This window comes from Paraburkholderia terricola, from assembly GCF_900142195.1.
In the GTDB taxonomy this organism is placed as follows: Bacteria; Pseudomonadota; Gammaproteobacteria; order Burkholderiales; family Burkholderiaceae; genus Paraburkholderia; species Paraburkholderia terricola.
The window spans coordinates 18,600-36,329 of the sequence record NZ_FRAB01000033.1; the positions used below are offsets into that span (position 1 = coordinate 18,600).

Genomic DNA, 17,730 nt, shown 5'->3' on the forward strand with positions numbered 1-17,730 from the left:
CAAAAAATTGCAGCAAAAAAGACGGGTGCACGCATGGGTGCCGGCGCGGACCTCATGGCGGACGTCACAGTTCGGCGAGCGACGCGACGCCGCGATTGGCCAGTTGATCGGCGCGTTCGTTTTCCGGGTGGCCATTGTGGCCGCGCACCCAGCGCCATTCGATTTCGTGTTGCGCGACGAGCGCGTCGAGCCGCTTCCACAAATCGGCGTTCTTCACCGGCTGCTTCGCGGCGGTGATCCAGCCTTTCTTTTTCCAGCCGTGAATCCATTCGCTGATGCCCTTCTGCACGTACTGCGAGTCGGTATGCACGACCGCCTTGCAGGGGCGCTTCAGCGCTTCGAGCGCGGCAATCACGCCCATCAGTTCCATGCGATTGTTGGTGGTATTCGCCTCGCCGCCGAACAGTTCTTTTTCCTGGTCGCCGAAGCGCAGCAACGCGCCCCAGCCGCCGGGGCCGGGGTTGCCCTTGCAGGCGCCGTCGGTATAAATATCGATGTGATCGGAAGTCATTGAGTGTGGTTGCGTGTGTTCGGTGTGGCGGCGGGCGCGAGGCCCGGAGCGAGGACGGGTTTCTTCACTTTCAGCGGGCCGACGAGACGCATGCCGCGCACGCGCTTGATCGCCTTGATCATGTAGGTCGCGCCGAAAATCGGCCACCAGCGGTCGCCGGCGGCTTCCATGAAACCGTAGCGGGACAGCCACTGATCGCTGCCGAGGGGCGGACGATAGCAGCCGAAGCGCCCGCGTTCAAGGTCGAAACCCAGTAGCTTGATCCAGTCCTTCAGGCGCGTGAAGGCGATCAGATCGACCGCGGCGGGCACAAAGGGCCGCCCGGTCATTTTGCCGACCGATTGCCGCGCGCCCCATAACGACAGCGAGTTGAAGCCGAGAATGATCAACTGGCCTTCGGGCATCAGTACGCGCTCGGCTTCGCGCAGCAGCCGGTGCGGGTCGCTGGTGAATTCCAGCGTGTGCGGCATCACGATCAGGTCGACGCTTTGCGCTTCGAACGGCAAGTCGAGCAGATCGCACCATACCGCGCTGCGCCCGGCCGGCGCGGTCAGGACGGTGGGCTCGGCTTGCGCGGAACGGTTACCCGCGGAGCCGTTGCCGGCCTGCGCCGGGCCACGCGGAAAAGTGTAGGGCGCGCTCGCGCCGCTCGCGGCATCGAGCACCAGCCCGCGGCACGGCATGCGGTTTTCGCGCAAGGCGTCGAGCTGCGGCAGGCCAAGTTGCAGCGCGTGGTAACCGAACACGTCCGACACCACGCGGTCGAGCTGGGTCTGCTCCCACTCGAGCACGTAGCGGCCAGGCGGTGAATCGGTCCAGGCGGGCCAGTCTATAATCGCTCGGTCAGTCATATCAAAATGCGTCGCCTATGAATGCGCTCGAGTACGTACCGGTCCCGGCGTTTGAAGACAATTACATCTGGGTCGTTTCCGACGGACACCAGGCGGTGGTCGTCGATCCGGGCGAAGCCGCACCCGTGCTCGCCTATCTGGCGAAACGAGGTTGGCGGCTGAGCGCTATTTTACTCACGCACCATCATCAAGACCACGTCGGCGGGGTGGCCGATCTGCTGAATGGCCAGGCCGTTCCCGTGTACGGCCCCGCCGGTGAAGCGATCGAGCATCTCACACACCGTCTCCGAAATGGTGATCACGTGACGATCGCGGCCCCCGCGCTCGAATTCAGCGTGCTCGAGGTGCCTGGTCACACGAGCGGACATATTGCCTACTTCCAGGCGGCGGACCCGCGCGGCACGCCGCACGTGTTCTGCGGCGACACGCTGTTCGCTTGCGGTTGCGGCCGGCTGTTCGAAGGCACGCCGCAACAAATGCTTGCCTCGCTGGATTCGCTCGCCGCGCTGCCCGGCGCGACCGAGGTCCACTGCGCGCACGAGTACACGCTGTCGAACATCCGCTTCGCGCTCGCCTGCGAGCCGGACAATGCCGAGCTGCAAGCCTGGCGCGACAAGGCGAGCGAACTCCGCGCGCGCAATACGCCGACACTGCCCACCACCATCGCCCACGAACGCGCCGTGAATCCGTTTTTGCGCGCCGGCAATCCGGCCGTTCAAGCGAGCTTGCAGGCGCAGTTGCATGAGAAGGTCTCTGACCGGTTGGCGGCATTCACATCGATGCGTGAATGGAAAAACCGCTTCCGTTAACCGGATTCGCATGAGGGTGTTGTTCAGGGGAATAATCCGAAAAATTCGCCAAGCCCTAGATTTACTTGATTTTTTCGTAATTTTCCGATTGACGCGGACGTTGGCGTTTCGTACTATCGGCTCAAATTCCAGCCCTTGTGGAAACCGAGACGTTCATGAGATTTATCTTAAGTGCGTTGCTGGTCCTGACACTCGCCGCTTGCGCGAGCCAGGGACCGACAACGAATAGCCCCACCACCGCAACAAATCCCGCCAGTCAGCAAGCCGTAGCCGACGCCCTTCGCAAGACAGCCACCGCCAAAGAGACGATTAACGTCGATCAGGGTTCAGTCACTCAACTGACCAGCGCGGATGCCGATCTTTGGGGCCGTATTCGCCGCGGTTTTCAAATGCCGGATTTGCAGACCGACCTCGTCGATATGCAGGTCAACTGGTACGCGCAGCGTCCCGATTACGTGCAGCGCATGACCGAGCGCTCGCAGAAGTACCTCTATCACATCGTGGAGGAACTCGAGGCGCGCCATATGCCGACCGAGCTCGCGCTGCTGCCATTCATCGAATCGGCGTACAGCCCGCAGGCTTTGTCCGTGGCGAAGGCGGCCGGCATGTGGCAGTTCATGCCCGGCACCGGCCGCACCTACAACCTCAAGCAGAACATGTGGCAGGACGAGCGTCGCGACGTGCTGGCCTCGACCAGTGCCGCGCTCGACTATCTGTCGCGTCTGCATGACATGTTCGGCGACTGGCAGCTCGCGCTCGCCGCGTACAACTGGGGTGAGGGCAATGTGCAGCGCGCGATCGCGCGCAATGAAGCGGCGGGCTTGCCCACCGACTACCTCAGCTTGCGCATGCCGAACGAGACGCGCAACTACGTGCCGAAGCTGCAGGCGGTGAAAAACATCGTGGCGAACCCGCAAATGTACGGGCTCGCGTTGCCGTCGATTCCGAATCACCCGTATTTCGTCACGGTCACCACCTCGCACGATATCGACGTGGACACGGCTGCCAAGCTGGCGAATCTTTCGTTGGATGAATTCCGTTCGCTGAATCCATCGTTCAGGAAGCCGGTGATTCTCGGCGCCACGCAGCCGCAGATCCTGCTGCCGTTCGACAACGCGAGCGCCTTCGAGCGCAATCTGAAGACGTATTCGGGTTCGCTGTCCTCATGGACTACCTACACCGTCACGGAGCGTTCGGCGCCGGCGGCGATCGCGCAAAAAATCGGCGTCGACGCCGACACGCTGATGGAAGTGAACAAGATTCCGGCCGGCATGCGTCTTAAGCCGGGCTCCACGATCGTGGTGCCGCGCGGTTCGGACGACGACGAGGACATCAGCGCCGATGTTGCCGAAAGCGCGGTTCTGGCGATGGAGCCGGACGTCCCCGATACCCGCAAGATGTTGATCCGCGTGCGCCGCAATCAGAGCATGGCGGCGATCGCCGCACGTTACGGCGTTTCGCTCGGCCAGTTAAAGTCGTGGAATCGCACGCATCGTAACGAGGTTTCGCGTGGCCAGGTCATCGTGCTGCACGTGCCGGTGGGCAAGACGGTGCCGAGCGAACCCGGCCCCGAACGCATTGCCACCAACGTGCAAGGCGGCGGCGTCCAGAAAATCGGCACGCGCGTTGGTGACACGAAGAAGGGCCGTGGCCGTTCAGCGGTGGTCAAGGTGGCCGAGCCCGCGGGCAAAGCCGGCAAGCCGGCGGCATCCGCGAGCAAGGGCAAGGTGACGAAAGCGTCGGCTTCCACATCCAGCAAGGTGTCGAAAACCGCGGCCGACACGAAGAAGAGCAAATAGCGCGAAAGCCGCTCCGCCTCGGTAGTGAGGCCACGCAGTACTGGAGCACCGCCGCCATAGCGATGCGCTCGCACCGAAGTCTTGCGAACGCCGTCACCTGTGTGACGGCGTTTTTCGTTGTGCGGTTCATCGCGGGCGAGTTCGACGGATTTCCTTTATCGTTCGAGCTTTGGCCGACCGGCCGCCCCGATCGAAGCTTATGTCGTCGACCCAACTGCGCGTCTTTCTCCTGTTTTCCGCCGGTTACTTCGTTTCGTACGTGTTTCGCGGCGTCAACCTGGGCTTTGCTCCGTTCATCACGCATGACCTAGGCTTGTCGGCAACCGATCTCGGTTTGCTGACCAGCCTGTATTTCCTCGGCTTCGCGGGCGCGCAAATTCCGGCCGGCGTGTTGCTCGATCACTTCGGCGCGCGGCGCGTGACCGCCGCGACCCTGCTGTTTGCCGCGCTCGGAATAGGGGTGTTCGGCGCCGCCCATAGCGTCGGCGTGATGATGGTCGGGCGGCTCCTGATCGGCGTCGGCGTGTCGGTGTGCCTCGGCGCGGCTTTCAAGGCGTTGGCGCAGCACTTCGCGTTGGCGCGCCTGCCGCTGATGAACGGACTCGTGATGGCGATCGGCGGTTTAGGCGGCGTGATGGTGGGCTCGCCGCTCACGTGGGTGCTCGGCTTCGCGAGTTGGCGCACGGTCTGCGTGGGACTGGTTCTGCTGACGGTGCTGGTGGCGCTGGCGCAATGGACGCTTGCGCCGGACGCGCACGAAACGCGCCGACAGGCGAGTCTTGGCACTCAATTCAAAGGCACCTTGCATATCCTGGGCAGCGCCGCGTTCTGGAAAATCGCTTCGTTCTCGGTCGTCACCCAAGGCGTGTTCTATGCGATGCAATCGCTGTGGGTGGGGGCCTGGTTGCGTGACGTTCAGGGCTTCGAGCCGCCCGAGGCGGCCGCGCTGGTGTCGATTCTGGGCTTTGCGATGATGGCGGGCTGCGTGGGTTTCGGCGCGGCGGCGCGCGTCCTCGAACGCCGCGGCGTCTCGCTGTATGCGTTTTGCGGCGTGGGCATGGCGCTTTACGTTGCGACGCAAATGCTGATCATGTTCCGCGCGCCGCTGCCCGCAGGTCTGCTGTGGGCGGCGTATGGGATTTTCGGCGGCACCGGCATTCTCAGCTACGCGGTGATGGCACGGCATTTTCCTGCGCAGATGACCGGCCGGGTGAACACCACGCTCACGCTCATCATCTTTCTGCTGATCTTCGGTTTTCAGATCGGCGTGGGTGCGGTGCTGTCGCGCTGGCCGGCGAGCGGCGGCCACTATCCGGCGGTCGCGCATCTGACCGCCTGGGGCATTCTGGTGGGGCTGCAGGTGTTGAGCGCGGTCTGGTACGTATTGCCTGGCCGCACGCCTGTTCGGCCGGTCGTGCTGCATGCGGAGCACGAGGCCTGAGACTGTCGCGCGGCGCTGCGCCGGCCCGAGCGCGTTTGCCGACGCTATCCCGATTCCGCTCGCCGCAAGTCTTGACCGACGGCGGCAGCGCTCCGCCCAGCAAGGGTTTCACCGATTTCTGCGGACGCGCGCCCTGGTTCGCTCCCCATCTCGGATTTGGAGAGAAGGGCAGTTTCCAGCTATAATTACAAGGTTTGAGCTTATCAACCCGCACCCTAGCGCCTACCTCTCCCATACCGTTCATCCGCCGCGCGCCGTTTGCGTAGCAAGAAGGGCCACGCACCAGCCGATCCGTCCAGACAATGGGCTCATCGCGCCCCTTGCAACGTCGACGGCAGTACGCGAGCGAGTCTGCGCGCGCATCCCGTGGATGCTTTTCGCTGCGGCTCGCAGTCGGATAGACAGGTCGGCAACAGGGTGTTCCCCAAGGAGTCTCCCGTGTTGCCGTCATTTTCTCCCGCTCTGCTCGCGCTCGCCGACGGCACGGTCTTTCGTGGTTATTCCATCGGCGCCCCAGGGCATACGATCGGCGAAGTCGTGTTCAACACCGCTATCACCGGCTATCAGGAAATCCTGACTGATCCGAGCTATGCGCGCCAGATCGTGACCCTCACGTATCCGCACATCGGTAACGTCGGTGTGAATGCTGAAGACATTGAGGCTACGAAAGTCCATGCCGCCGGCCTGATCATTCGCGATCTGCCGGTTCTCGCGTCGAACTTCCGCATGGAGCGCACGCTCTCGCAGTATCTGCAGGACGAAGGCGTGGTCGCCATCGCCGGCCTCGACACCCGCAAGCTGACCCGCGTTCTGCGCGACAAGGGCGCACAGAACGGCGCGATCCTGGCCGGCTCGGACGACGAGGCCAAGGCCATCGAACTCGCGCGTTCGTTCCCAGGCCTCTCGGGCATGGACCTCGCAAAGGTCGTATCCACGAAGGAAGCCTACGAATGGACCCAGACCGAATGGCGTCTTGGCACGGGCTACGGCAAGCAGAATGCGCCGAAGTACCGCGTGGTCGCGTTCGACTACGGCGTCAAGTACAACATCCTGCGCATGCTGGCCGAGCGTGGTTGTCACGTCACGGTGCTGCCGGCGCAAGCCAGCGCGGCTGACGCGCTCGCGCTCAACCCGGACGGCATTTTCCTTTCGAATGGCCCCGGCGATCCGGAACCGTGCGACTACGCGATCGCGGCCACGAAGGAGCTGATCGAGCGCGGCATTCCGACGTTCGGCATCTGCCTCGGTCACCAGATCATGGGGCTCGCTCTCGGCGCGAAGACCCTGAAGATGAAGACCGGCCACCACGGCGCAAACCATCCGGTGAAGGATCTGGACGACGGCCGCGTGGTCATCACGTCGCAGAACCACGGCTTCGCGGTCGACGCCGACACGCTGCCGGCCAACGCCAGGGTCACGCATGTCTCGTTGTTCGACGGCACGCTGCAAGGCTTCGCGCTGACCGACAAGCCGGCGTTCTGCTTCCAGGGGCACCCGGAAGCATCGCCTGGTCCGCACGACATCGCCTATCTGTTCGACCGCTTCACCGGGTTGATGGACGCGAAGAAGGCAGGCAGGACCGCGGCGGCGTAAGAGGCGATAGAAGCGGGCCTGTGAAGCGCCGTTGCGGCGCGCGCGGCCGAGCCGCGCCACGCACTCGGCGCACTCACTGTGCTCAGCGCCTGTCGGGCGAGCCGCACAAACAGAGCGCGCGCAGCGTAGCAACGACGCGCGCCGACGGAAAGAATTCAGGAATACATTAGCGAGAGCGTTATGCCCAAGCGGACAGACATCAAGAGCATCCTCATCATCGGCGCGGGTCCGATCATCATCGGCCAGGCGTGCGAGTTCGACTACTCGGGCGCGCAGGCATGCAAGGCGTTGCGTGAGGAAGGCTACAAGGTCATTCTCGTCAACAGCAATCCGGCGACGATCATGACCGACCCGAACACGGCCGACGTGACCTACATCGAGCCGATCACGTGGGAAGTGGTCGAGCGCATCATCGCGAAGGAGCGCCCGGACGCGATTCTGCCGACCATGGGCGGTCAGACCGCGCTGAACTGCGCGCTCGATCTGCATGCGCACGGCGTGCTGGACAAATACAAGGTCGAGTTGATCGGCGCGTCGCCGGAAGCGATCGACAAGGCGGAAGACCGTCAGAAGTTCAAGGACGCGATGACGAAGATCGGCCTCGGTTCGGCCAAATCGGGCACCGCGCATTCGATGGAAGAAGCGCTGCAGGTGCAGGCGAAAATCGCGGTGGAAACCGGCAGCGGCGGCTATCCGGTGGTGATCCGTCCGTCGTTCACGCTGGGCGGTTCGGGCGGCGGCATCGCCTACAACCGCGACGAATTCGAAGAGATCTGCAAGCGCGGTCTCGATCTGTCGCCCACTCGCGAATTGCTGATCGAAGAGTCGCTGCTCGGCTGGAAAGAGTACGAGATGGAAGTGGTCCGCGACAAGAAGGACAACTGCATCATCGTCTGCTCGATCGAAAACCTGGACCCGATGGGCATCCACACCGGCGACTCGATCACCGTCGCGCCGGCGCAAACGCTCACCGACAAGGAATATCAGGTGTTGCGTAACGCGTCGCTCGCGGTGCTGCGCGAAATCGGCGTCGATACCGGCGGCTCGAACGTGCAGTTCTCGATCAATCCGAAAGACGGCCGGATGATCGTGATCGAAATGAACCCGCGTGTGTCGCGTTCGTCGGCGTTGGCGTCGAAGGCCACCGGCTTCCCGATCGCGAAGGTCGCGGCGAAGCTCGCGGTCGGCTACACGCTCGACGAACTGAAGAACGAAATCACCGGCGGCCAGACGCCGGCGTCGTTCGAACCGACGATCGACTACGTCGTCACGAAGATCCCGCGTTTTGCGTTCGAGAAATTCCGCGAAGCCGATTCACGCCTCACCACGCAGATGAAGTCGGTCGGCGAAGTGATGGCGATCGGCCGCACCTTCCAGGAATCGTTCCAGAAGGCGCTGCGCGGTCTCGAAGTCGGCGTCGACGGCCTGGACGAAAAGACCAGCAACCGCGACGAGATCATCCGCGAGATCGGCGAAGCCGGTCCGGATCGCATCTGGTACGTCGGCGACGCGTTCCGCATCGGCATGAGCGCCGCGGAAATCTTCGAGGAGACCTCGATCGATCCGTGGTTCCTCGCGCAGATCGAACAGATCGTCCTGAAGGAAAAGGCGCTGACGGGCCGCACGCTTGCGAGCCTGTCGAAAGAAGAACTCAAGTATGTGAAGCAGAGCGGCTTCTCGGACCGACGTCTCGCGAAGCTGCTCGGCGCGAAGCCGGCCGAAGTGCGTCAACGCCGGATCGAGTTGAACGTGCGTCCGGTGTACAAGCGCGTCGACACGTGCGCCGCCGAGTTCGCGACGAAAACCGCCTACATGTACTCGACCTACGAGGAAGAGTGCGAAGCGAACCCGACCAGCAACAAGAAGATCATGGTGCTGGGCGGCGGCCCGAACCGGATCGGCCAGGGCATCGAGTTCGACTACTGCTGCGTGCACGCGGCGCTCGCCATGCGCGAGGACGGCTATGAAACGATCATGGTCAACTGCAACCCCGAAACCGTTTCGACCGACTACGACACCTCCGATCGTCTCTATTTCGAATCGCTGACGCTCGAAGACGTGCTCGAAATCGTCGACAAGGAAAAGCCGGTCGGCGTGATCGTGCAATACGGCGGCCAAACGCCGCTGAAGCTCGCGCTCGATCTCGAGGCGAACGGCGTGCCGATCATCGGCACCTCGCCGGACATGATCGATGCCGCGGAAGACCGCGAGCGTTTCCAGAAGCTGCTGCAGGATCTCGGCCTGCGTCAGCCGCCGAATCGCACGGCGCGCGCCGAAGACGAAGCGCTCAAGCTCGCCGACGAAATCGGCTACCCGCTGGTGGTCCGTCCGTCGTACGTGCTGGGTGGCCGGGCGATGGAAATCGTCCACGAGCCGCGTGATCTCGAGCGCTACATGCGCGAGGCCGTGAAGGTGTCGAACGATTCGCCTGTGCTGCTCGACCGCTTCCTGAACGACGCGATCGAATGCGACGTCGATTGCATCTCCGACGGCGAGGCCGTGTTCATCGGCGGCGTGATGGAGCACATCGAGCAGGCGGGCGTGCACTCGGGCGACTCGGCTTGTTCGCTGCCGCCGTACTCGCTGTCGAAGGAAACCGTGGCCGAACTGAAGCGTCAGACGGGCGCGATGGCCAGGGCGCTGAACGTGATCGGCCTGATGAACGTGCAGTTCGCGATCCAGCAAGTGCCGCAAGCGGATGGTTCGAAAGAGGACGTGATCTACGTGCTCGAAGTGAATCCGCGTGCATCGCGCACGGTGCCGTACGTGTCGAAGGCAACCAGCCTGCCGCTCGCGAAGATCGCGGCGCGCGCGATGGTCGGCCAGAAGCTCGCCGAGCAAGGCGTGACGAAGGAAATCGATCCGCCGTACTTCAGCGTGAAGGAAGCGGTGTTCCCGTTCGTCAAGTTCCCGGCAGTCGATCCGGTGCTCGGACCGGAAATGCGCTCGACCGGTGAAGTGATGGGCGTGGGTCAGACGTTCGGCGAAGCGTTGTTCAAGTCGCAACTCGCGGCGGGTTCGCGTCTGCCGGAGTCGGGCACGGTGCTGTTGACCGTGATGGACGCCGACAAGCCCAAGGCCGTCGAAGTCGCGCGCATGCTGCACGAACTCGGCTATCCGATCGTCGCGACCAAGGGCACCGCTGCCGCGATCGAAGCGGCGGGCGTGCCGGTCAAGGTCGTCAACAAGGTGAAGGACGGCCGTCCGCACATTGTCGACATGATCAAGAACGGCGAGATCGCGCTGGTCTTCACGACCGTCGACGAGACCCGCGCGGCGATCGCCGATTCGCGTTCGATCCGCATGAGCGCGCAGGCGAACAAGGTCACGTACTACACGACCATGTCCGGCGCGCGGGCCGCGGTGGAAGGCTTGCGCTATTTGAAGGACCTGGAAGTCTATGATTTACAAGGACTCCACGCTCGCCTAAACTAAGGCTTCGAATACCTGTCCAAGACGTAAGTGCCGCGGTTAAGCGGCGTTTCGCAGGTGCCTCGGCCCGGGTCTCGCCCGGCGCTCTGGTCCGCGCGAAATGCACTTAACCGCGGTGATTTTTTTTACGGCCGTTTTTTAGCCTCTAGAGTTGTTTATGAGCACTATTCCATTGACGAAGCGCGGCGCAGACATGCTGCGCGATGAATTGCAGCGCCTGAAATCGGTTGAGCGTCCCGCGGTGATCAACTCGATCGCGGAGGCACGCGCCCAAGGCGATCTGTCGGAAAACGCGGAATACGACGCGGCGAAGGAAAAGCAGGGCTTCATCGAAGGCCGTATCGCCGAAATCGAATCGAAGCTGGCCGGCGCGCAGGTGATCGACCCGTCCAAGGTGGACGCGGACGGCCGCGTGGTGTTCGGCGCAACGGTGGAACTGGAAGACCTGGATTCGGGTGCGCCGGTCAAGTATCAGATCGTCGGCGACGACGAAGCGGACATCGACCACGGCCTGATCTCGATCAGCTCGCCGATCGCCCGCGCGCTGATCGGCAAATCGGAAGGCGACGTGGCATCGGTGCAGGCGCCGGGCGGCGTGCGCGAATACGAAATCATCGCGGTTAGCTACATTTGAGGGCGGCTCCGGTGTCCTTGATGCCGCATCGATTTTTCCGTCTGCTGACGGTGGTGTGGGTCGGTAGTCTGCTGACTATCGGCTATGCTGTCGCGCCGGTGCTGTTCACGTCGCTCGATCGCACGACGGCGGGCGCGGTGGCCGCGCAGTTGTTTCGCATCGAGGGCGTGCTGGGTGCGGTGTGCGGCATTTTGCTGCTCGTTCTCGCCAACGTATTGGTTCGCCGTGGCGGCGACGCGTATCGTCGTCTGCGCTGGCTGATCGCGGGCATGCTCGTGTGCGTGCTGGTGGGTTACTTCGCGTTGCAGCCGTTCATGAATGCAATGCGCGTGGCCGCGTTCGAAGCGGGTAGCGATGTCGGCCATTCGGCTTATGCGACGCGCTTTGGCATCCTGCATGGCGTGTCGAGCCTGTTCTATCTGGTCGAAAGCCTGTTGGGCGTGGCGCTGGTGTGGAAGCTGCCGGCGGGCGCCGGCGCAGTCATGGCTGAAGCAGATGGCGGCGGTGCCGCCGGGCGCGTAACGCGCTGATTGTCGGTTCGCGCGCCGCGCAGTTTCGTGTTCGAGCAGCCCGGCAGGTCCGCCCAGGCATCAGCCCGAACGCGCAGTTCAAGCCGCGGTTCAAGAATTCGCCTCGCGCAATCAGCGTTAAAGCAAACCAGAGTGCGGACCTGGTCCGCACCTCCACCCTCATTCGCTTATTTCGACGACTGATGCGAGCGCTTCGCGCTGGTCTGGCGCTTCTTGGCCCGCTTGATGTTGCCGCCTTGCGTGACGCGTTCATTGCCGCGCACCACGACCGCTTTTGCCTTCGGCTTGCGCATCGGGATTTCGCTGGGCTTCACCACGGTTACCACGCGCGGTGCGCGGCCCTTGCCCGGTTTGGCATCCGCGGCGGCTTCCCGGGCGCTCGGCAAGGTGCCGCGCCTGGTCTTCACCGCCGGTTGCGCGGTTTCAGGCTTCCAGATCACGAGCAGCTTGCCGATGTGCTGGATCGGCGCAGCGTTCAGCTTGTCGCAGATTTGTTCGTAAATCGCGATGCGTTCTTCGCGTTCGTCGCCGAACACGCGGATTTTGATCAGCTGATGGGCGTCAAGGTGGACCTTGATCTCGGCGAGCACAGCGTCGGTCAAGCCTTCGGCGCCGACGAGCACCACCGGTTTGAGCGCGTGTGCCTGGGAGCGCAATTCGGCGCGTTGGTCGGAAGAGACTTTGAGGGCTGGCATGGAAAGTGGGAGACTCGACTAAAATGGCGGCGCCTGCATTCCCGATCCACTCGTTCGATTAGCGGCGATTGGGTTTTCGATCGATCAGCAGGACGGCGCGTCAGAACAACAGAATCGCGGATGGCCGCCAGTTTTGGCGGTGGCCGCGCGAAATTAACCGCGTATTATCCGCTAAAGCGCGACATGGCGCAGCAAGAGTTCAACGTTTAATGGCAAAAAACAAGTTCAACACGGCATGGCTGCATGACCATATCAACGACCCGTACGTGAAAATGGCGCAGCGGGAGGGCTATCGCGCCCGCGCCGCCTACAAGCTCAAGGAAATCGACGAACAGGACAAGCTGATCCGTCCGGGGCAGGTGATCGTCGACCTCGGCTCGGTGCCGGGCAGCTGGAGCCAGTACGCACGCAACAAGCTCGCGAAGGGCGCGCAGCGCGACGCCGAACGCGAGGGCGGCATCGACGGCACGATCATCGCGCTGGACATGCTGCCGATGGAGCCGATCGCCGACGTTCACTTCATCCAGGGCGACTTCCGCGAGGACTCGGTCCTCGGCCAACTGGAAGAATTAGTCGGAGAACGCCAGGTTGATCTTGTAATTTCGGATATGGCGCCCAACCTGTCGGGGGTGGCGGTGGCGGATGCCGCGCGAATCGAGCATTTGTGCGATCTCGCGCTGGAGTTTTCGCAAAATCACCTGAAGCCGGATGGTGCCCTTTTAGTCAAATGCTTTCACGGCAGCGGTTACAGCCAGATTGTCGAAAAGTTCAAGCATCAGTTCAAGGTGGTGGCGGCCCGCAAGCCGAAGGCGTCGCGGGACAAGTCGTCAGAAACGTTTATTTTGGGTAAGCATCTCAAGCGGCCCGCGTAGGGCGCTGCAGGACGGATCCGCATCTGCCGATAAATAGTCTGCCGGCGCCGGAAATTGGCGCTGTAACAGCCGGTTACGCTATTTCTGTGGTAGTGAAACCTTATGGCAGGGGTCTGCGGACTGGATTAGAATGCTTTCGTGGTGCCGCAAGGCAAGTGTAGGCGCCCGTCTAAGTGAAGGAGTGGTGCTTTGAACAACAATATGTTTTCGAAGGCAGCAGTGTGGCTGGTTATCGCACTGGTGCTGTTTACGGTGTTCAAGCAGTTCGACAAGCCCCGTGTCCAGGAAGGCGTTTCCTATTCGCAGTTCATGGACGACGCGAAGAACGGCAAAGTCAAGAACGTCATTGTCCAGGGGCGGAACCTCACGGTCACTCCAGCAGACGGCCAGAAGTACCAGATCGTGTCGCCGGGCGACATCTGGATGGTCGGCGATCTGATGAAGTATGGCGTTCAGGTGAGCGGCAAGGCTGACGACGAACCTAATGCGCTGGTGTCGGCGCTGTACTACCTCGGGCCGACGATTCTGATCATCGGTTTCTGGTTCTACATGATGCGACAGATGCAGGGGGGCGGGAAAGGCGGTGCGTTCTCGTTCGGCAAATCCCGTGCGCGTCTGATCGACGAAAATAACAACGCGATCAATTTCACCGACGTCGCCGGTTGCGACGAAGCCAAGGAAGAAGTCTCCGAACTGGTCGACTTCCTGCGCGACCCGCAGAAGTTCCAGAAGCTGGGTGGGCGCATTCCGCGCGGCGTGCTGCTGGTCGGCCCGCCGGGAACCGGCAAGACGCTGCTCGCGCGCGCCATCGCCGGCGAGGCGAAGGTGCCGTTTTTCAGCATCTCGGGTTCGGACTTCGTTGAAATGTTCGTCGGCGTCGGCGCGGCTCGCGTGCGCGACATGTTCGAGCAGGCCAAGAAGCACGCGCCGTGTATCGTGTTCATCGACGAAATCGACGCGGTCGGCCGTCATCGCGGCGCCGGCATGGGCGGCGGTAACGACGAACGTGAGCAGACGCTGAACCAGATGCTGGTCGAGATGGACGGCTTCGAGGCGAACTCGGGCGTGATCGTGATCGCCGCAACGAACCGTTCGGACGTGCTCGACAAGGCGCTGCTGCGTCCGGGCCGTTTCGATCGTCAGGTGTATGTCGGTCTGCCGGACATCCGCGGCCGCGAACACATCATGAAGGTTCACCTGCGCAAGGTGCCGATCTCGAACGACGTCGACGCGGCGGTCATCGCTCGCGGCACGCCGGGCTTCTCGGGCGCCGATCTGGCGAACCTCGTGAACGAGGCGGCGCTGTTCGCGGCTCGCCGCGGCAAGCGCATCGTGGAGATGACGGACTTCGAGGACGCGAAGGACAAGATCTTCATGGGTCCGGAGCGCAAGTCGGCCGTGATCCGCGAGGAATCGAAGCGCGCCACCGCGTATCACGAGTCGGGTCATGCGGTGATCGCCAAGCTGTTGCCGAAGGCTGATCCGGTGCACAAGGTCACGATCATCCCTCGCGGCCGCGCCCTCGGTGTGACGTGGCAATTGCCGGAGCACGACAACGAAACGTATTCGAAGGACTACCTGCTCGACCGTCTCGCGATCCTGTTCGGTGGCCGTGTCGCCGAGGAATTGTTCCTGAACCTGATCAGCACCGGCGCGTCGGACGACTTCAACAAGGCGACGCAAACCGCGCGCGCCATGGTGGCTCGCTTCGGCATGACGGACGCGCTGGGACCGATGGTCTACGTCGACGACGAAAACGACGCAACGCCGTTTGGCCGCGGGTTCACGCGTACCATTTCAGAAGCGACGCAACAAAAGGTCGACGCGGAAATTCGTCGCGTGCTTGACGAGCAGTACAACCTTGCGAAGCGCCTGCTGGAAGAGAACCGCGACAAGGTCGAAGCGATGACCGCCGCCCTGATGGAGTGGGAGACGATCGACGCCGATCAGATCAACGACATCATGGCCGGACGTCCGCCGCGTTCGCCGAAGAGTTCGCCGCCGCCGGCAAGCGACGCCTCGTCGGGCGGCAGCCCGGGCACCGAGGTCAAGCCGGGCAGCGCTACCGCGCCGGCCTGATAGGCGACCAGTAGAAAGTGCGGGCCGGTGTGTTTCACACCGGCCCGTTTTGCATTTATCCGTTTTATATGAAGCGCTGCCACGTGTCGAAAGTCGACTTTCTCTCTTTTCCCATTCCCGAGCCCCTTCAATGCGGCCGCTTCAAGCTGACCTTTGAACGCCCGTTGGTCATGGGCATCCTGAACGTCACGCCCGACTCCTTCTCCGACGGCGGCCAATACGTGATGCGCGGCGATGCGCTGCGCCAGGCCGAGCGCATGCTGCTCGACGGCGCGGACATCATCGACATCGGCGGTGAGTCCACGCGTCCCGGCGCGCCGCCGGTATCGCTCGACGAGGAACTGGAGCGCGTGATCCCACTCGTCGAACAGTTGCGCGGCGCGAATGTGCCGTTGTCGGTCGATACCTATAAGCCGGAAGTGATGCGCCAGGCTTTGAGCGCGGGCGCGGATCTCATCAACGACGTCTGGGGTTTCCGGATGCCCGGCGCGATCGAGGCGGTGCGCGATAGCGAATGCGGTTTGTGCGTGATGCACATGCTCGGCGAACCGCAGACCATGCAACGCGGCGAACCTGTTTATGTCGATGTGGTCAGCGAGGTCCGGCAGTTTCTGGAGGAACGGGTCGCGGCTCTCAAGCAGTCAGGCATCGCTCGTGCGCGCATCAGCGTCGATCCGGGTTTCGGTTTCGGCAAGGCGGTGCTCGAGCATAATTACGCGCTACTCGCGCATCTGCCGGATACGGCGCCCCGAGCAGAGCCGCCGTATCCGATTCTCGCGGGCATGTCGCGCAAGTCGATGATCGGTGCGGTGGTCGGGCGCCCGGCGCCCGAGCGCATCGCGGGCAGCGTCGCCGCGGCGGTATGCGCAGCCGGGCGGGGCGCCGCGATTGTGCGCGTGCATGACGTCGCGCAAACAGTGGATGCATTGAAAGTATGGACGGCCATGCGCGACGCAGCGAATCACGGCCGCACGCGCGGCTGAACGCAAGGAAGGAGGAAAATAAAATATGGCACGTCGTTTTTTCGGCACGGACGGAATTCGGGGCAAGGTCGGCGAAGGGCCCATTACACCGGAGTTTGTTTTGCGGCTCGGCTATGCCGCCGGCAAAGTGCTGGCGGGCGCGGACCGCTGGGCGAGAACGGGCGCGAGGCCCACGGTGCTGATCGGCAAGGACACCCGCGTGTCGGGTTACATGCTCGAGGCCGCGCTTGAAGCGGGTTTTTCCGCGGCCGGTGTCGATGTGATGCTGGCCGGCCCGATGCCCACTCCGGGCATTGCGTATCTGACGCGTGCGCTGCGGCTCGCCGCGGGCGTGGTGATCAGCGCGTCGCACAATCCGTACTACGACAACGGCATCAAATTCTTCTCCGCCGACGGCAACAAGCTGCCCGACGAAGTGGAAGCGCAGATCGAGGAGCAACTGGACCTGCCGCTCGCGTGCGCAGCCTCCGAGCAGCTCGGCAAGGCACGGCGTCTCGACGACGCGGCCGGCCGCTACATCGAGTTTTGCAAGAGCACGTTTCCGGCTGCGTTCGATCTGCGCGGCCTGAAGCTGGTGGTGGATTGCGCGCACGGCGCCGCGTATGACGTCGCGCCGCATGTCTTCCACGAACTCGGCGCCGACGTGATCCCGATCGGCGTCGCGCCGAATGGCTTCAACATCAACGACGGCGTCGGCGCGACCGCGCCCGACGCGCTGATGCGCGCGGTGCGAGCCAACCACGCGGATCTCGGCATCGCGCTCGACGGCGACGCCGACCGTCTGCAGGTCGTGGACGCCGCCGGCCGCCTGTATAACGGCGACGAACTGCTGTACGTGCTGGTCAAGGACCGCATCGCCACCGACGGCAACGTGGAAGGCGCGGTCGGCACCTTGATGACCAACATGGCTGTCGAAGTCGCGCTGCAAAAAGCCGGCGTGAAATTCGTGCGCGCGGCGGTGGGCGACCGCTACGTGCTGGAGCAGTTGCGTGAACACGGCTGGCAACTCGGAGCCGAAGGCTCCGGCCATATTCTTTCGCTCGACCGCCATTCCACCGGGGACGGCATCGTCTCGGCGCTCCTCGTGCTGGCGGCCATGAAGCGCAGCGGCAAGACGCTCGCCGAGCTGCTCGACGGCGTCACGCTGTTTCCGCAGAAGCTGATCAACGTGCGGATGAAGCCTGGCGCCGACTGGAAGGGCAGCGACGCGATCCGCCGCGCCATCAGCACGGCCGAGGGCGCGCTGAATGGCCGTGGGCGCGTGCTGATCCGCGCCTCGGGCACCGAGCCCGTGCTGCGCGTGATGGTCGAAGCCGAAAAGGTCGACGACGCGCTGCTGCATGCTGAATCGATCGCCGGCGCGGTCAAGGAAGCGACCGCCTGAACCACGGTTTCCTGCACGGCGTTGGGACGATGCTCGGATCGTCCCAACGCCCACCGCCACCTAAAAATCCCCTCCCGCGCACACGCAAACGTTCGCGCCCCATCTTTTTCGCCTAAT

At 63.2% G+C, this 17,730-nt stretch carries 14 protein-coding genes; 11 read left to right on the forward strand and 3 right to left on the reverse strand.

The genetic code is table 11. From position 1 onward, the window contains the following. Positions 1–64 precede the first annotated feature (64 nt). Entirely contained in the window at positions 65–511 is a 447-nt protein-coding gene (gene rnhA / locus BUE39_RS23835) for a ribonuclease HI (protein WP_073431181.1), read from the reverse strand. After that, positions 508–1,362 carry a class I SAM-dependent methyltransferase gene (locus tag BUE39_RS23840; protein WP_073431182.1) on the reverse strand — a complete coding sequence of 285 codons (855 nt, stop codon included), beginning with the start codon at positions 1,360–1,362 and terminating at the stop codon, positions 508–510. The genes rnhA and BUE39_RS23840 overlap by 4 nt, the downstream gene beginning before the upstream one ends. Positions 1,363–1,379: 17 nt before the next feature. Between BUE39_RS23840 and gloB the strand changes: the two genes are divergently transcribed. The 7 genes from gloB (at position 1,380) to BUE39_RS23875 (ending at position 11,600) form a co-directional block, all read left to right on the forward strand. Further along, the gene (gene gloB / locus BUE39_RS23845) at positions 1,380–2,171 is read left to right on the forward strand and encodes a hydroxyacylglutathione hydrolase (RefSeq protein WP_073431183.1); all 792 of its coding nucleotides are present in this window, start codon (positions 1,380–1,382) and stop codon (positions 2,169–2,171) included. A gap of 155 nt (positions 2,172–2,326) precedes the next feature. Continuing rightward, positions 2,327–3,970, forward strand: coding sequence for a transglycosylase SLT domain-containing protein (locus BUE39_RS23850; RefSeq protein WP_073431225.1), 1,644 nt, complete (start codon positions 2,327–2,329; stop codon positions 3,968–3,970). Between the two features lie 199 nt (positions 3,971–4,169). Further along, positions 4,170–5,411, forward strand: coding sequence for an MFS transporter (locus BUE39_RS23855; RefSeq protein ID WP_073431184.1), 1,242 nt, complete (start codon positions 4,170–4,172; stop codon positions 5,409–5,411). Between the two features lie 438 nt (positions 5,412–5,849). Beyond that, positions 5,850–7,004 (forward strand): glutamine-hydrolyzing carbamoyl-phosphate synthase small subunit, encoded by a 1,155-nt coding sequence (gene carA / locus BUE39_RS23860; RefSeq protein WP_073431185.1) that lies wholly within the window; start codon positions 5,850–5,852, stop codon positions 7,002–7,004. Between the two features lie 180 nt (positions 7,005–7,184). After that, a complete protein-coding gene (gene carB / locus BUE39_RS23865) occupies positions 7,185–10,439 on the forward strand; it encodes a carbamoyl-phosphate synthase large subunit (protein ID WP_073431186.1) in 3,255 nt (1,084 codons plus the stop codon). A gap of 154 nt (positions 10,440–10,593) precedes the next feature. Continuing rightward, positions 10,594–11,070 (forward strand): transcription elongation factor GreA, encoded by a 477-nt coding sequence (gene greA, locus BUE39_RS23870; protein ID WP_073431187.1) that lies wholly within the window; start codon positions 10,594–10,596, stop codon positions 11,068–11,070. Between the two features lie 20 nt (positions 11,071–11,090). Further along, positions 11,091–11,600, forward strand: coding sequence for a DUF4149 domain-containing protein (locus BUE39_RS23875; RefSeq protein WP_073431188.1), 510 nt, complete (start codon positions 11,091–11,093; stop codon positions 11,598–11,600). Positions 11,601–11,767: 167 nt separating this feature from the next. Here BUE39_RS23875 and BUE39_RS23880 read toward each other — a convergent pair whose 3' ends face one another. After that, positions 11,768–12,295, reverse strand: coding sequence for a YhbY family RNA-binding protein (locus tag BUE39_RS23880; protein WP_073431189.1), 528 nt, complete (start codon positions 12,293–12,295; stop codon positions 11,768–11,770). A 209-nt stretch (positions 12,296–12,504) separates the two neighbouring features. Here BUE39_RS23880 and BUE39_RS23885 point away from each other — a divergent pair, with 209 nt between their 5' ends. The 4 genes from BUE39_RS23885 (at position 12,505) to glmM (ending at position 17,613) form a co-directional block, all read left to right on the forward strand. Next, positions 12,505–13,167, forward strand: coding sequence for an RlmE family RNA methyltransferase (locus tag BUE39_RS23885; protein ID WP_073431190.1), 663 nt, complete (start codon positions 12,505–12,507; stop codon positions 13,165–13,167). A gap of 189 nt (positions 13,168–13,356) precedes the next feature. After that, a complete protein-coding gene (ftsH, locus tag BUE39_RS23890) occupies positions 13,357–15,246 on the forward strand; it encodes an ATP-dependent zinc metalloprotease FtsH (protein WP_073431191.1) in 1,890 nt (629 codons plus the stop codon). A gap of 83 nt (positions 15,247–15,329) precedes the next feature. Beyond that, positions 15,330–16,229 (forward strand): dihydropteroate synthase, encoded by a 900-nt coding sequence (gene folP / locus BUE39_RS23895; protein WP_073431226.1) that lies wholly within the window; start codon positions 15,330–15,332, stop codon positions 16,227–16,229. Positions 16,230–16,254: 25 nt separating this feature from the next. Then, entirely contained in the window at positions 16,255–17,613 is a 1,359-nt protein-coding gene (glmM, locus tag BUE39_RS23900; RefSeq protein WP_073431192.1) for a phosphoglucosamine mutase, read from the forward strand. Positions 17,614–17,730 lie beyond the last annotated feature (117 nt).